The 14,653-nt window shown below is 69.3% G+C and carries 14 protein-coding genes; 9 read left to right on the top strand and 5 right to left on the bottom strand.

What is annotated here, in order from left to right; translation table 11 throughout:
* Positions 1 to 14: 14 nt before the first annotated feature.
* Complete coding sequence (locus tag ACYVGD_RS09430; RefSeq protein WP_460743134.1) at positions 15 to 2,246, top strand: polyribonucleotide nucleotidyltransferase; 2,232 nt, start codon at positions 15 to 17, stop codon at positions 2,244 to 2,246.
* 19 nt (positions 2,247 to 2,265) lie between these two features.
* Positions 2,266 to 3,597, top strand: coding sequence for a M16 family metallopeptidase (locus tag ACYVGD_RS09425; RefSeq protein WP_460743133.1), 1,332 nt, complete (start codon positions 2,266 to 2,268; stop codon positions 3,595 to 3,597).
* Here the strand turns inward: ACYVGD_RS09425 and ACYVGD_RS09420 are convergent.
* Positions 3,578 to 3,805: a hypothetical protein gene (locus ACYVGD_RS09420; RefSeq protein ID WP_460743131.1), complete on the bottom strand. Its 228-nt coding sequence runs from the start codon at positions 3,803 to 3,805 to the stop codon at positions 3,578 to 3,580. The genes ACYVGD_RS09425 and ACYVGD_RS09420 overlap by 20 nt on opposite strands.
* A 220-nt stretch (positions 3,806 to 4,025) precedes the next feature.
* Positions 4,026 to 5,000 (bottom strand): zinc-binding dehydrogenase, encoded by a 975-nt coding sequence (locus ACYVGD_RS09415; protein ID WP_460743129.1) that lies wholly within the window; start codon positions 4,998 to 5,000, stop codon positions 4,026 to 4,028.
* A 147-nt stretch (positions 5,001 to 5,147) separates the two neighbouring features.
* Here ACYVGD_RS09415 and ACYVGD_RS09410 point away from each other — a divergent pair, with 147 nt between their 5' ends.
* Genes ACYVGD_RS09410 through ACYVGD_RS09380 form a run of 7 tightly spaced genes read left to right on the top strand, consistent with a single transcriptional unit; the run spans position 5,148 to position 11,598 of the window.
* Positions 5,148 to 6,536, top strand: coding sequence for an SRPBCC family protein (locus ACYVGD_RS09410; RefSeq protein WP_460743127.1), 1,389 nt, complete (start codon positions 5,148 to 5,150; stop codon positions 6,534 to 6,536).
* Positions 6,533 to 6,871, top strand: coding sequence for a bifunctional 3-phenylpropionate/cinnamic acid dioxygenase ferredoxin subunit (locus tag ACYVGD_RS09405; protein WP_460743125.1), 339 nt, complete (start codon positions 6,533 to 6,535; stop codon positions 6,869 to 6,871). The genes ACYVGD_RS09410 and ACYVGD_RS09405 overlap by 4 nt, the downstream gene beginning before the upstream one ends.
* 3 nt (positions 6,872 to 6,874) lie before the next feature.
* On the top strand, positions 6,875 to 8,113 hold the full coding sequence (locus ACYVGD_RS09400) for an NAD(P)/FAD-dependent oxidoreductase (protein ID WP_460743123.1): 1,239 nt from the start codon (positions 6,875 to 6,877) through the stop codon (positions 8,111 to 8,113).
* Between the two features lie 11 nt (positions 8,114 to 8,124).
* On the top strand, positions 8,125 to 8,676 hold the full coding sequence (locus ACYVGD_RS09395; protein WP_460743121.1) for a 3-phenylpropionate/cinnamic acid dioxygenase subunit beta: 552 nt from the start codon (positions 8,125 to 8,127) through the stop codon (positions 8,674 to 8,676).
* A gap of 26 nt (positions 8,677 to 8,702) precedes the next feature.
* Complete coding sequence (gene hcaB, locus ACYVGD_RS09390) at positions 8,703 to 9,530, top strand: 3-(cis-5,6-dihydroxycyclohexa-1,3-dien-1-yl)propanoate dehydrogenase (protein WP_460743119.1); 828 nt, start codon at positions 8,703 to 8,705, stop codon at positions 9,528 to 9,530.
* Positions 9,527 to 11,140 carry an AMP-binding protein gene (locus tag ACYVGD_RS09385; protein WP_460743117.1) on the top strand — a complete coding sequence of 538 codons (1,614 nt, stop codon included), beginning with the start codon at positions 9,527 to 9,529 and terminating at the stop codon, positions 11,138 to 11,140. The genes hcaB and ACYVGD_RS09385 overlap by 4 nt, the downstream gene beginning before the upstream one ends.
* Complete coding sequence (locus ACYVGD_RS09380; RefSeq protein ID WP_460743115.1) at positions 11,137 to 11,598, top strand: hypothetical protein; 462 nt, start codon at positions 11,137 to 11,139, stop codon at positions 11,596 to 11,598. The genes ACYVGD_RS09385 and ACYVGD_RS09380 overlap by 4 nt, the downstream gene beginning before the upstream one ends.
* A gap of 51 nt (positions 11,599 to 11,649) precedes the next feature.
* Here the strand turns inward: ACYVGD_RS09380 and ACYVGD_RS09375 are convergent, their stop codons facing one another.
* The 3 genes from ACYVGD_RS09375 to ACYVGD_RS09365 form a co-directional block, all read right to left on the bottom strand.
* Positions 11,650 to 12,435, bottom strand: a complete 786-nt coding sequence (locus tag ACYVGD_RS09375; protein ID WP_460743113.1) for an ATP-grasp domain-containing protein — start codon at positions 12,433 to 12,435, stop codon at positions 11,650 to 11,652.
* A gap of 91 nt (positions 12,436 to 12,526) precedes the next feature.
* Positions 12,527 to 13,537 (bottom strand): 4-hydroxy-2-oxovalerate aldolase, encoded by a 1,011-nt coding sequence (gene dmpG / locus ACYVGD_RS09370; RefSeq protein WP_460743111.1) that lies wholly within the window; start codon positions 13,535 to 13,537, stop codon positions 12,527 to 12,529.
* On the bottom strand, positions 13,534 to 14,469 hold the full coding sequence (locus ACYVGD_RS09365) for an acetaldehyde dehydrogenase (acetylating) (RefSeq protein ID WP_460743109.1): 936 nt from the start codon (positions 14,467 to 14,469) through the stop codon (positions 13,534 to 13,536). Before ACYVGD_RS09365 ends, dmpG begins: the two co-directional genes overlap by 4 nt.
* Between the last annotated feature and the right edge of the window lie 184 nt (positions 14,470 to 14,653).

Here is a 14,653-nt window from a genome sequence, read left to right as displayed (position 1 = left end):
CGAAAGGAATCCCCGTGGAGGGACCTGACCTGCACTTCACCGAGGCCGTCATCGACAACGGCAAGTACGGCAAGCACACCGTCCGCTTCGAGTCGGGCCTGCTGGCCCGTCAAGCGGCTGGCTCGGCCTCGGTCTTCATCGACGACGACACCATGCTGCTCTCGGCCACGACGGCCCAGAAGCAGCCGCGCGACGCCATCGACTTCTTCCCCCTGACGGTCGATGTCGAGGAGCGCATGTACGCCGCGGGGCGCATCCCCGGTTCGTTCTTCCGTCGCGAGGGCCGCCCCTCGGAGGGCGCCATCCTGACCTGCCGCCTCATCGACCGCCCGCTGCGCCCCGCGTTCGTCAAGGGCCTGCGCAACGAGGTCCAGGTCGTCGTGACCGTCATGGCACTCAATCCCGATGTCATGTACGACGTCGTGGCCATCAACGCCGCGTCGATGTCGACCCAGCTCGCCGGCCTTCCATTCACCGGCCCGATCGGCGGCGTCCGCATCGCGCTCATCGAGGACCAGTGGGTCGCGTTCCCGACGGTCAAGCAACTTGAGGACGCCACGTTCGACATGGTCGTCGCCGGCCGCGTCCTGCCCGACGGCGACGTCGCGATCATGATGGTCGAGGCCGAGTCCACCGAGCAGACCTGGGGCTTCGTCCGTGCCGGTCGCACCGCCCCCACCGAGGAGGTCGTGGGCCAGGGCCTCGAGGAGTCCAAGAAGTTCATCAAGGTGCTGTGCGAGGCTCAGGCGGAGCTCGCCGCGAAGTTCCCGAAGGACACCGCCGACTTCCCGGTCTTCAAGGACTATGAGGACGATGTCATGGACGCCGTCAAGGGCTACGCCGAGGACAAGACCAGGCAGGTCATGTCGATCCCGGCCAAGGCCGAGCGCAACGACGCCGTCGACGCCCTCAAGGCCGAGCTCCACGAGAAGTTCGACGCCCAGTTCGAGGGTCGCGAGAAGGAGATCTCGGGTGCCTTCAAGGCGCTGCAGAAGAAGATCGTCCGTCACCGCACCCTGACTGAGAAGGTCCGCATCGACGGCCGCGGCGTCTCCGACATCCGTACGCTGTCGGCCGAGGTCGACGTGATCCCGCGCGTCCACGGCTCCGCGCTGTTCCAGCGCGGCGAGACCCAGATCCTCGGCGTGACAACCCTCAACATGCTGGGCCTCGAGCAGAAGCTCGACACCCTGGCCCCCGAGGACCACAAGCGCTACATGCACCACTACAACTTCCCGCCGTTCTCGACCGGCGAGACCGGACGCGTGGGCTCCCCCAAGCGCCGCGAGATCGGCCACGGCGCCCTCGCCGAGCGTGCCCTCGTGCCGGTGCTGCCCGACCGCGAGGAGTTCCCGTACGCGATCCGTCAGGTCTCTGAGGCGCTGGGCTCCAACGGCTCGACCTCGATGGGCTCGGTCTGCGCCTCGACGCTGGCCCTGCTCAACGCCGGTGTGCCGCTGAAGGCCCCCGTCGCGGGCATCGCCATGGGCCTCATGTCCGAGGACATCGACGGCAAGACCCACTATGTCGCCCTCACCGACATCCTCGGGGACGAGGACGCCCTGGGCGACATGGACTTCAAGGTCGCCGGCACCAAGGAGTTCGTGACCGCGCTCCAGCTCGACACCAAGCTCGACGGCATCCCCGCCGACGAGCTGTCGAAGGCGCTGCTCCAGGCCAAGGAGGCCCGTTACACGATCCTCGAGGTCATGAACGAGGCCATCGACCGTCCCGACGAGATGTCGCCGTACGCGCCGCGCATCATCACGGTCAAGATCCCGGTCGACAAGATCGGCGAGGTCATCGGCCCCAAGGGCAAGATGATCAACCAGATCCAGGACGACACCGGCGCCGAGATCACCATCGAGGACGACGGCACCATCTACATCGGTGCCGCCGACGGCGTGGCCGCCGAGGCCGCCCGCACGACGATCAACGCGATCGCCAACCCGACGATGCCCGAGAAGGGCGAGCGCTACCTGGGCACGGTCGTCAAGACGACCAATTTCGGTGCGTTCGTGTCGCTGCTGCCCGGCAAGGACGGTCTGCTCCACATCTCGAAGCTGCGCCCGCTCGCCGGCGGCGCCCGAGTCGAGAACGTCGACGACGTCGTCTCGGTCGGCCAGAAGCTTCAGGTCGAGATCTCCGAGATCGACGACCGCGGCAAGCTCTCGCTCGTCCCGGTCATCGAGGACGAGACCGACGAGGAGAAGGCCGTCGGCGCCGCGGAGGCCGAGGACGCCTGAGGGTGTCCCTGATCCGCAGTTGACCGTCAACGACGACCGACAGACCGCCCGGCGCTACATCGGTGGGGAGACCCGCCGAACCGTGCTGCCGGGCGGTCTGCGCGTCCTCAGCGAGGACATGCCCGGCTCCCACACGTTCAGCCTGGGCTTCTTCGTCGGGACCGGCTCGCGCCACGAGTCGGCCCACCTCCACGGCGCCTCCCACTTCCTTGAGCACGTGCTGTTCAAGGGCACGAAACGGCGTACGCCGGAACAGATTTCTGCGGCCATCGAGGAGGTCGGCGGCGAGATCAACGCCTACACGGCCAAGGAGCACACGTGCTTCTACGCCAAGGTACTCGCCGACGACGCCCCCGTGGCCGTCGACGTCATCTCCGACATGCTCTCGGCCTCGACGGTCCAGCGCCACGAGCTCGAGGCCGAGCGTGACGTGATCCTCGACGAGATCGCGATGCACAACGACGACCCCGTCGAGACGGCCCACGAGCTCGTCGCCAACAATCTCTTCACCGGGACGACGCTCGCCCGTAGCGTCATCGGCACCGAGTCGTCGATCCGCGGGCTCACCCGTGAACAGGTCGTGGGTTACTACAAGCGCCACTACGACTCGTCCAACATCGTCGTCACCGCCGCCGGCCACGTCGACCATGACCGGCTGGTCGACAGCCTGCGCGAGCTCGACGAGCGGCTCGCCCGGCGCAGCCAGCCCACGCGTACGCCGCCCGCGCGGCTGTCGGCCGATCCGGGCGTGCTCGCCCACAAGCGCCCCTTCGAGCAGGCCAACGCCGTCATGGCGTTCGGCGGCCCGGGCGTCTTCCGTGCCCCGGGTGAGATCGACGAGCGACGCTATGCGCTCAACCTGCTCGCCGCCATCCTCGGCGGCGGCATGAGCTCGCGCCTGTTCGTCGAGGTGCGCGAGCGCCGCGCGCTCACCTACGCCATCGACGCGAGCGAGGCCGCGTACGCCGACGTGGGCATGTTCACCGTCGAGTGGGGCTCCTCGCCCGAGCGCGTGCCCGACATCGCCGGTGTGGTCCGCGCCACCGTCGCCGACGTCATCGAGCACGGGGTGGCCGAGCACGAGCTCCGGCGCGCCCACGGCCAGATGCGGGGGCAGATGATGCTCGGCTACGAGGGCCCGACCGCGCGCATGTCGCGCCTGGGCACCGCCGAGATGATCGGAGACACCCGAACCATCACCGAGATCCTCGACCGGTATGCGGCCGTCACCGCCGACGAGATCCAGGCCGTCGCCGCCGACGTGCTGAGTCCCGCGCCCGTCCTCGCCGTCGTCGGCGCGGGTGTCAACCGGAGCCGGCTGCGGCGCCTGATCAGCGGCTGGGACGCGTAGCCGGGCTCTCGGACCAGGCCCGTTCGACCGCCTCGTCGAGGGCCGTCGTCAACGATCCGGCGAGCCACTCCCTGTCGACGTCCTGACCGTTCACTGTGGCGATGAGCGCGCCGTCGACCAGGGCCAGCGCGGCGGTGGCCATGCACTGGGACACGTGGTGGGCGTCCGGCGGAAGCTGGGGCAGCCAGTGGCCGATGAGGCGCCGCACCGTGATCTCGCGGACCTCTTGGAACGCCTTGCGCGATCGGTGTCGGCGAGCTTCGGGTCGAGGAGCAGCAGGACATTGAAGCGCCACTGTGGCTGCCTGCCGAGGTCGACGACTGGTCGGAGTCGGTCACCTGGACGGCCGGCTGAACCGCCTGACAGCGACAGGGCGCCCCGGAACCGCCGAGGCGCCCCTGCGCGTCTGGGACTTCGGACCTGCAGGATCAGGCGGGGAAGCCGATGACGAGCTTGCCCTCGAAGTCGCCGGAGGCCATGCGCTCGAACGCAGCGTGGATCTCGTCGAGGCCGTAGACCTGGTCGACCTTCGGACGCAGGCCCATCGTCTCGACCATGCGCAGCATCCGCTTGGTCTCGGTCAGCGTCGAGCCCGTCGAGCCGAGCACGCGCAGCTGCTGGTAGAACACCCGGTGGAGCTCGGCGGGCGGCTCACCGCCGGTGGTGGCACCGCAGCACACGATCGCGCCGCCGGGACGCAGGCAGCGCAGCGAGTGGCCCCAGGTGGCCGCGCCGACGGTCTCGACGACGACGTCGACGCGTTCGGGCAGGCGGGCGCCCGACTCGAAGACCTCGTCGGCACCGAGCGAGCGCGCGTACTCCCGCTTCTCCTCGGTGCGCGAGGTCACGTAGACCTTCGCCCCGGCGGCCTTCGCCATGGTGATGGCGGCCGAGACCACGCCGCCGGAAGCGCCTTGGACGAGTACGCGGTCGCCCGCGCGCACCTCGCCCTGGGTGAAGAGCATGCGGTACGCGGTGCCCCACGCCACCGGCAGGCAGGCCGCCTCCTCGAAGCTGAGGTGGGCGGGCTTGTCGACGAGGCACCGCTGGGGGACCACGACCCACTCCGCGAAGGCGCCGTCGTGCCGCTCTGAAAGCAGCGCGCGGTTCGGGTCGAGCGTCTCGTCGCCGAAGCCCGCGTCGGCGTCGGCGATCATCGGGTGGAGGACCACCTCGCGGCCGTCCTCGGTGACGCCGGCGGCGTCGCAGCCCAGGATCATCGGCAGGCGCTCGGCCGGGTGGCCGACGCCGCGCAGGGTCCACAGGTCGTGCATGTTGAGCGACGCGGCGCGCACCTTCACCCGCGCCCAGCCCGGCGGGGGAGTGGGGTCGTCCACTTCCTTGACGTGGAGGCCCGACAGCGGGTTGTCGGGGGCCTGGGAGACGGCGACGGCGGCGCGCATGGGAGTCCTTTCGACGGGTCCGACGATTGTGACAGCAGGTCCCGGGACTTGACACAAGTCGTCGTTTCGATGTTTGGAACGCAACTCCCGCGACTGGCGGGAAAGGGTGAAAACATTGGGGGCAGGCACTCAAGGAGGCAGGGTTCGATGACGACCGATGCACGCGACGCCGGGGCACCCGTTCCCCCGTTGACGTCGATGAATCCCATGGGATCTCTGCGCCGCCCGGCGGGGCTGGCACCGCAGGTCGATCTCTCCATGATGGTGGATCCCGACAGTGGTTTCGTCGACCGCGCGGTGTTCACCGACCAGACGGTCTATCAGGCCGAGCAGCGCCGGATCTTCGCGCGCAGCTGGCTCTTCCTGGCCCACACCGACCAGTTCAAGAAGCCGGGCGACTTCTTCCAGACGTTCATGGGCGAGGACCCCATCATCGTCACGATGGACAAGCAGAAGAAGATCCGCGCCTACCTCAACTCGTGCCGTCACCGCGGCGCGCGCGTGTGCCGTGCCGACATGGGCTCGACGAAGAACTTCACCTGCACCTACCACGGCTGGGCGTACGACCTCGAGGGCAAGTTGATCTCGCTGCCCAGGGGCGACGGCTACCCGGAGGACTTCAAGAAGGAGGACTGGGGCCTCGTCGAGGTGCCGAACGTGCAGTTCTACCACGGCCTGATCTTCGGCAACTGGGACCCCGACGCCGAACCGCTCGTCGACGCGCTCGGTGAGATGACCTGGTACATGGACGCCATGCTCGACAAGGATCCCGAGGGCACCTGCGTCGTCGAGGGCGTCATGAAGTGGCAGCTCGACGGCAATTGGAAGCTCGCCGCCGAGCAGTTCGCCACTGACTGGTACCACGTGAACATGTCGCACGCCTCGGCGCTGACGGTCATGTCACCGACCGGTCGCGGCCCCAAGGCCGAGATCGCCGAGCGCATCGGCCGCCAGTACACCGATCCCGAGCGCGGCCACGGCGCCGGCTTCCCCGTCCACCCGAAGAACCGCTTCGACGCCAAGACGGTCCACGAGTACTACGACTACGAGTTCCTGAAGGAGCGCCTGGGCGTCTCCCGTGTGCAGGGCCCGCTGACCAACGGCCACGCCACGGTCTTCCCGAACTTCTCCTACCTGCCGGTCAACGGCTCCATCCGCGTCTGGCACCCCAAGGGCCCGGACAAGATGGAGGTGTGGGCCTGGACGATCCTCGACAAGTCCATGCCCGAAGAGGTCAAGCAGGCGCAGCGCCTGTACAACCTGCGGACGTTCGGTCCCAGCGGCATCTTCGAGCAGGACGACGGCGAGAACTGGTCGGAGTGCCAGTCGATCGCCCACGGCTTCATCACCGGCAACGTCGCCCTCAACTACCAGATGGGCATGGGCTCGGAGCGCCACGAGGAGGGCTACCCGGGCCTGACCAGCGAGCTCTACTCCGATGCGGCCGGCCGCGGCTTCTACCGCCGCTGGCAGCAGCTGATGAGCACCCCCGCCTGGCACGAGACGAAGAACAACAACGAAGGGAACACCAAGTGAGCGAGATCAAGGTCGCAGCCGTCGACGACGTCGAGGAGGGCGAGGCCATCGTCGTCTCGAAGGACGTGACGGGCACCGAGGACGACATCGCCCTGTTCCGCACCGAGGACGACGAGTGGTACGCGCTCGACGACACCTGCACCCACGAGGAGGCGTCGCTGGCCGACGGCTGGATCGAGGGTTCCGAGGTGGAGTGCCCGCTGCACTCCGCCAGGTTCTGCCTCAAGACCGGCGCGGCCCTGTGCATGCCGGCCACCGTCGCGGCGAAGACCTACAGGGTCGAGGTCCGTGACGACGAGGTCTACCTCGACACCTCGGCCCCTGCGGAGGCCTGAGCCATGACCGAGCAGCCCGTGCCCGGCTCCGTCGCCATCATCGGCGGCGGCATCGGCGGGTTCACCACGGCGCAGGAGCTGCGCCGACGGGGCTTCGGGGGGACGATCGCGATCGTCGACCCCGAGGGCATCCCGTACGACCGCCCGCCGCTGAGCAAGCAGTACCTCGACGGCGAGTACGACGCCGAGAAGCTGTGGTTCGTCCCGGCGTCATGGTTCGAGGAGAACTCGGTCGAGGTCGTCGCCGACCGCGCCGACCGCATCCTCGTCGATGAGGGCGCGGTGCTGCTCGAGAGCGGACGCCACCTGGCCGCCGATGTCGTCGTGCTGGCCACCGGCGGCATCCCGCGCCACCTGCCGTGCCCCGGCGGCGACTCCGACGGGCTCGTCGTGCTGCGCACGAAGGCCGACGGCGACCTGCTGCGCGCGAAGATGCAGGCTGGCGGCTCGCTGGCCATCATCGGCGCGGGCCTCATCGGTGCCGAGGTCGCCTCGACGGCCGCGAAGATGGGCATCACCACGACGCTCATCGACCCCGTCGACGTGCCGCTGGTCCCCGCCGTCGGCCCGGAGATCGCCGAGGCCCTCCACGCCATGCACGCGAAGGCGGGCATCGACGTCGTCACCGGCATGGTCACCCGCATCGAGCCGCGCGGCGCGGGGTTCCACCTCGAGCTCGACGGCGGCCTCGCCTCGGGCGGCCGTGAGGTCGACGCCGACACCGTGCTCGTTGCCATTGGCATCGAGGCCGAGATGGGCCTGGCCGTCTCGGCCGGGCTCGACATCGACAACGGCGTACTTGTCGACGCGCACCAGCGCACGACCAACCCGAAGATCTACGCCGTGGGCGACGCCGCGCGTATGCGACTGGCGGACGGGACGCTGCACCGGCGCCACGAGCACTGGGAGTCGGCGATGCACGAGGCCCAGACGGCAGCCGCGTCCATCATGGGTGAGGCGCTGCCGATCCACAGCACGTCGTGGTTCTGGTCCGACCGCCACGGCGTCCACGTCGAGGGCGTCGGCTCGATGGTCGCGCCCGGCCGCAACGTCGTCCGCGAGGTCGACGGGGCTCCGCAGATCGTCTTCCGCGTCACCGACGACGACAAGGTCGTGGGTGCCGCTGCCATCGACGGCGGGATGGGCGTACGCGCCGCCCGACGCCTGATCGACCGCGGCACCGTGGTGGACGCGGCCCAGCTGGCGGACCCTGCCGTCCAGCTCAAGAAGCTCGCGAAGTGACAGGAAGAACCATGACGGAACACACCAGCGCATCCGCCGAGAACGAGCTCGAGGGCCGCCTCGTCGACGCCGAGCTCGGATACCGCATCCAGCAGTTCTACTTCCGCGAGGCCGAGCTGCTCGACGACGGCCGCTTCGCCGACTGGCTCGAGATCTTCGCCGACGACCTGCATTACTGGGCGCCCGTGCGCTCCAACCGGCTCCGCCGCCAGCAGGCCCTGTCGATCGCCAAGCCCGGTGAGGCCGCGTTCTACGACGAGACCAAGGACTCGCTGTCGTGGCGCATCCGCCGTTTCGACTCCGGCATGGCCTGGGCCGAGGACCCGCCCTCGCGCACGCGTCACCTGATCTCCAACATCACCGCACGCCACCAGGGTGACGACCTCGTCGTCCGCTCGGCGTTCCTGGTCTGGCGCTCGCGCCTGGAGCGCGAGACCGACCTGTACGCGGGCATGCGTACCGACCTCGTCCGCCGCGACGGCGACGACTTCCTGGTGGCGAACCGCCAGATCCTGTTCGACTCGAACGTGCTGCTGGTCAAGAACATCAGCACGTTCTTCTGATCCGCGACACGCAGAAAGCAGGGCCGATGGGCTGGATGGACGGGGAGGTCGCCCTCATCACCGGGGGCGGCTCGGGCGTAGGCCGTGCCGTCGCCGAGCGATACCTGACAGAGGGCGCGGCAGTCGCGATCGTCGGCATCGACCCCGAGCAGGGCGAGCGCACGGTCGCCGAGCTGGGCGCGGGGGACCGCATGGTCTCGCTGACCGGCGACGTGCGCAGCCCCGCCGACATGGAGGCCGCGGTCGCGGCGACGGTGGAGCGCTTCGGCAAACTCGACGTGCTCGTGCCCAACGCGGGCATCTGGGACTACAACCGCAGTGTCACCCGCCTCACCGGTGACGAGCTTGCGAAGGCGTTCGACGAGGTCATGGCGATCAACGTCAAGGGCTACCTGCTCGCGGTGAACGCGGCCTGGCGCGAGCTGGTGAAGACGCGCGGCTCGGTCATCATGACCCTGTCGAACGCGTCGTTCTACAGCGCCGGCGGCGGTCCGGTCTACACGGCGTCGAAGTTCGCCGCGCGCGGGCTGGTCATGCAGCTGGCCTACGAGCTGGCGCCGAAGGTACGCGTTAACGGCGTGGCCGTCGGCGGCATGCGTACCGACCTTCGCGGCCCGTCGTCGCTGGGGCTCGACGACCGCCGCATCTCCGACAGCTTCGACCGCAACAACGCCACCCGCAACCCCGCCATCCCGCTGCACGACGCGAGCACCGAGCCGGAGGAGTTCGTGGCGTCCTACGTCCTGCTGGGGTCGAGGACCAACAGCGCCAACATCACCGGCACCATCATCAGCGTGGACGGCGGGATCGCCGTCCGAGGATTCCGCAGCGCCGCGGGAGGAGACGACCTATGAGCCAGATGTCCGAGCACGGCCCGACCCCGGGACTGCTGATCGACACCAACCCGGTGACGTACGTCGCGCGCAACGCGTACTACCACCCGACCCACCGGGCCATGATCTATGAGGACCAGCGCTTCACGTACGCCGACCTCGAGGCCGAGACCCGCCGCTGGGCGGCGTGGCTGCAGCAGCAGGGCGTCAAGCCCGGCGTACGCGTGTGCTACCTGGGCCTGAACTCGCGTTCGTTGATCTTCACGATGCTGGCGACGTGGTGGCTCGGCGGCGTGTTCATGCCGCTGAACTTCCGCCTGGCGCGCAAGGAGATCGAGGGCCTGCTCGCGCAGGGCCAGCCGGAGATGTTCGTCGTCGAGGCCGGCCACCGTGCCGTTGTCGAGGCGCTCTTGCCGGGCGTGACCGATGCCGTCCGACTGCTCATCGACGACGACCCGGCCGACCCGGTCGACGGCAAGCCGGCCGAGTGGTGGAAGAAGGCATCAGAGGTCTTCACCGCTGACGGCGCCGACCTGCCCGCGCCACACCGCACGGCGATGGACGACCTCGCGATCCTGATGTTCACCTCGGGCACGACCGGCCTCCCGAAGGGCGTCCAGCTGACGTTCGGCAACGTGTTCTGGAACTCGGTCAACGTCGACACCATGGTTGATACCCGCCCCGGTGACGTGAACCTCGTCGTGGCGCCGCTGTTCCACATCGGCGCGCTCAACTCGTTCACCATCCGTGCGTTCGTGCGCGGCAACACCAACCTGGTGCGTCGCCACTTCAACCCGGTGCAGACGCTGAAAGACATCGAGGAATTCAAGTGCAACTCCGCGTTCCTCGTGCCCGCCCAGCTGTCGGCCATGGCCCAGCAGAAGGAGTTCGCCGACGCCGACATCACCACGCTGCGCGCGATCATCGCCGCCGGTGCGCCCGTGCCGCCGGTGCTGATCACCCAGTACGCGGTGAAGAACGTGCTCGTCCAGCAGGCATGGGGCCTCACCGAGACCGCACCGTTCGCGACCTACCTCCCGGCGGCGCTCACCCACGAGAAGGCCGGCTCCTGCGGCATCCCGATGCCCTACACAGAGATCAAGCTGATCGACCCCGCCACCGGTGAGGACATTGACGAGGCCGACGTGTCCGGCGAGATGTGCGTACGCGGCCCGAACGTGACGATCGGCTACTGGAACAGCCCCGAGGCGACCGCCAACGCGTTCTCCGACGGCTGGTTCCGCTCGGGTGACATCGGCTACCGCGACGCCGACGGTTACTACTTCATCGTCGACCGCCTCAAGGACATGATCATCACCGGCGGCGAGAACGTCTACCCTGCCGAGGTCGAGCGTGCGCTCGCCGAGTTCCCGGGCGTCACCGACGTCGCCGTCGTGGGCGTCCAGGACGAGAAGTGGGGCGAGTCGGTCGTGGCGGTCATGCGCTGCGCGGACGGCACGACGCCCGACATCGAGGAGGTCCGGGCGTTCTGCCACAAGTACCTGGCGCGCTACAAGCTGCCCAAGCAGCTCGTGCTCGTCAACGAGGTCCCGCGCAACGGCTCCGGCAAGCTCGACAAGGTCGCCATCCGCGAGATCGTCCAGAAGCAGCTGGGGGAGAAGAAGGCATGACCGACGCCGAGCTCAGTGGGATCTTCCGCCCCGAGCCGCTGCCCGCGGGCTGGACGGTGGAGGCCGCGGCCCCGGCCGATGGTTGGGAGAACGGGTACGCGGTCGCGTACGAGGGTGGGCACGTCGGTCTGGTGTCGACGCGGCACACGCTCACGTCACGGCTGAAGGACGCGTACCCCGTCGGCGCGCGCGACCTGGAGATCACCAGCGACGCCCAGCGCCCCGAGCCGCTGCAGCTCGTCACCGGCAAGGTCTTCGAGGCCGACCCGGGCTGCCGCCGAATTGTGCTGGGCGTCCCCGCCGGTGACGTGGCCGCCATCGACGCGGGGGAGCGGGCGGGCTACCGCTACGTGGTCGACGTCGACCTGTTCGCCGACAAGTCGCTGTCACTGCTGGTCGCCGAGCCCGAGTGGGTGCTGAGCCAGCCGACCGCCATCGAGTCGCTGCCGCAGACCTGAGCCGCTGCGACGACCTGGGGCCACCTGCACCCGCGGATGGCTCCTCGTCGTTCAGGCGGCGTCCAGCGCGGCCACGAGCCGGTCGTGGCCGTCGGGCATCGGGAAGGCGCTCGTCTGGCCGTCGGCGACCGACGCCACGCGCAGGCGACCGTCGACGTGGCGTACGACGTCGGTGGTGACGAACGGGCAGCCCAGCCGCTCGACGCTCGCCGCGACCGCCTCGGTCTCGGCGCGGGAGAGGTCGAGGCGCGGCTCGCCCGGCACGCCGGTCCGCACGGCCAGCTTCCCGCGGACCCACCACAGGCTGGCGCGGCCCGGGGCCCACGGCTCGTGCGCGCGGACCACGACCGTGTCGGTGACCGACGGCAGCCCCGCGACCACGCCGGGCACGTCGTTGGCGGTGGCGGCGTACGCGTCCGTCGTGCCCGCGGAGTCCCGGATCACGAACGCATCACTGCCGACCGCGTGAGCGGCGGCCACCAGCAGGCCCGCGGTCGCCTCGGGGACCATCCACCGGCTCACCGGGGTCAGGTCGCGGAAGTCGGCGTACCAGTGCCGCAGCCACTGCCCACGCAGGTAGTCCTGCGGACCCGTCAGCGTCGTCGCCCCGTTGGCCTGGAGGGCGGCGAACAGCCGCGTGTAGCGGCGCGCGTCCAGCACGGGGCCGCGGTAGACGGTCAGGCCCCCGCCGTGGGCGCCGTGGAGGCGCGGGATGCCGTCGGTGTCGAGCTCGGCGAGGAGTATGCGGTGGTCGGCCACCAGCGCGGCGTGCTCGTCGGCGAGCGCGGCGTCGACCTGCGTCGGATCGGTCGGGGAGGAGGGGAGGACGAACTGCACGGGAGAACTCTAGAGGGCGCGGCCGTCGCACACCGGAAACGCACAGGGCCCCGGGACGGATCCCGCGGCCCTGAGCGAGTGGTCGGTCGGACTACGTCTCCGACACGGCCAGCGACACGGCGACGTCGATGATCATGTCCTCCTGGCCACCGACGTAACCACGACGGCCGACCTCCTCGAGGATGGCGTGGGCCGGGACACCGTAGCGCTCCGCCGCACGCTCCGCGTGGAACAGGAAGGAGTTGTAGACGCCGGCCTTGCCCTGGACGATCGACGAGCGGTCCATGATCGGCAGGCGGGGAATCATCGGCTTGGCGACGTCCTCGGCGGCGTGCAGCAGGCCGTACGCGTCCACGCCCGTCTCGATGCCCAGACGCTCGAACGTCATGGCGAGCACCTCGGTGGGGGAGTTGCCGGCGCCGGCGCCGAGGGCGCAGAGCGTGCCGTCGATCTGCTTGGCACCGTTGCGGACCGCGTACACCGAGTTGGCGACACCGAACGACAGGTTCTGGTGGCCGTGGTAGCCGACCTGGGCGTCGTCGCCGAGTTCGTCGACGAGCGCCTTCACGCGGTCACCGGCCTGCTCGAGGATCAGCGCGCCCGCGGAGTCGACGACGTAGACGCACTGGCAGCCGGCGTCGGCCATGATGCGGGCCTGCTTGGCCAGGTCGGCCGGCTCGATCATGTGCGACAGCATGAGGAAGCCCACGGTGTCCAGGCCCATCTCGCGGGCGGCCTGGAAGTGCTGGATCGAGACGTCGGCCTCGGTGCAGTGGGTGGCGATGCGGATCACCTGGATGCCGCGCTCCCTGGCCTCCTTCAGCTCGTGGAGTGTGCCCAGGCCCGGCAGCATCAGCGCGGCGATCTTGGCGTTCTTCGCCTCGTTCACGGCCGCCGAGATCAGCTCCATGTCGGGGACCTTCGAGAAGCCGTAGTTGAACGACGAGCCCGCAAGGCCGTCACCGTGGGTGACCTCGATGACCTCGACGCGGGCGTCGTCGAGGGCGCGCGTGATCGAGCGGACCTGCTCGACGGTGAACTGGTGGCGCATGGCGTGCGAGCCATCGCGCAGCGTGGTGTCGGTGAGGCGGATCTTGGTCACGACTGGGCTCCCTGCTGGTTGTTCTCCATGCGGTCGACGAGCATGTCGCCGGCACGCGCGGCCGCGGAGGTGATGATGTCCAGGTTGCCGGCGTACTCGGGCAGGTAGTCGGCGGCACCGCGGACCTGGACGAGGCACGTCACGCGACCCCAGCCGTTCCACTCGGGACGGGCGGCGTCGAACTGCGGGTCGGCGGTCAGTCCGTAGCCGGGGACGTAGTCGCGGACGACGTCGACCATCTTCGCGATGGACTCCTTGATGTCGTCCTGCTTGGCGCCGGGCTCGGCGGCCTCGGCCGGCAGCGAGCAGTAGACCGTGTTGCGCATCATCATCGGCGGCTCGGCCGGGTTGAGGATGATGATGGCCTTGCCCTTCTGGGCGCCGCCGACGACCTCGAGGGCCTTGGACGTGGTCTCGGTGAACTCGTCAATGTTGGCGCGCGTGCCGGGGCCAGCCGACTTGGAGGCGATCGAGGCGACGATCTCGGCGTACTCCACGGTGACGACGCGCGAGACGGCGTTCACCATGGGGGTCGTGGCCTGACCACCGCAGGTGATCATGTTGAGGTTCATGACGTCCTCGACGGCGTCGAGGTTGACCGGTGGGCACACGTACGGGCCCACGGCGGCCGGGGTCAGGTCGATCGCGTGGATGCCGGCTTCCTTGTAGCGCGGCGCATTGGCGGCGTGGGCCTTGGCGCTGGTGCACTCGAAGACGAAGTCGGGCAGGTCGTCCTGGGCGAGCAGCCAGTCGACGCCCTCGTGGGATGCCTGCAGGCCGAGGGACGCAGCGCGGGCGAGGCCGTCCGACTTCGGGTCGACGCCGATCATGTAGACCGGCTTGATGCGATCGGATCGCTTCATGAGCTTGAACATCAGGTCCGAGCCGATGTTGCCCGGGCCGACGATCGCGGCGCTGTAAGTTCGGGACATGTGGTCCTCAGTTCCTTCCGGTGGTGGCGTGGGCTGTCTGGAGCACCGCACGCAGGGCGCGCGGGGTCTCCTGGGCAAGACAGGCGGCGGCGACGAAACGGTCGGGGCGGACGAAGACGACGCCGACCGAGCGGGTGTCGAACCATGACCTGAGCCGCGTTCGTGGTGGTCGCTGAGGATGAGC

Source organism: Mariniluteicoccus endophyticus (genome assembly GCF_054780035.1).
This window is presented reverse-complemented; position numbering and strand designations above follow the sequence as displayed.

Excerpts from the sequence above, each read along its gene's own strand:
- ACYVGD_RS09395 (WP_460743121.1), top strand. The coding sequence starts at position 8,125 with ATGACGGAACACACCAGCGCATCCGCCGAGAACGAGCTCGAGGGCCGC.
- ACYVGD_RS09410 (WP_460743127.1), top strand. The coding sequence starts at position 5,148 with ATGACGACCGATGCACGCGACGCCGGGGCACCCGTTCCCCCGTTGACG.
- ACYVGD_RS09415 (WP_460743129.1), bottom strand. The coding sequence starts at position 5,000 with ATGCGCGCCGCCGTCGCCGTCTCCCAGGCCCCCGACAACCCGCTGTCG.
- ACYVGD_RS09365 (WP_460743109.1), bottom strand. The coding sequence starts at position 14,469 with ATGTCCCGAACTTACAGCGCCGCGATCGTCGGCCCGGGCAACATCGGC.
- ACYVGD_RS09400 (WP_460743123.1), top strand. The coding sequence starts at position 6,875 with ATGACCGAGCAGCCCGTGCCCGGCTCCGTCGCCATCATCGGCGGCGGC.
- hcaB (WP_460743119.1), top strand. The coding sequence starts at position 8,703 with ATGGGCTGGATGGACGGGGAGGTCGCCCTCATCACCGGGGGCGGCTCG.
- ACYVGD_RS09385 (WP_460743117.1), top strand. The coding sequence starts at position 9,527 with ATGAGCCAGATGTCCGAGCACGGCCCGACCCCGGGACTGCTGATCGAC.
- ACYVGD_RS09380 (WP_460743115.1), top strand. The coding sequence starts at position 11,137 with ATGACCGACGCCGAGCTCAGTGGGATCTTCCGCCCCGAGCCGCTGCCC.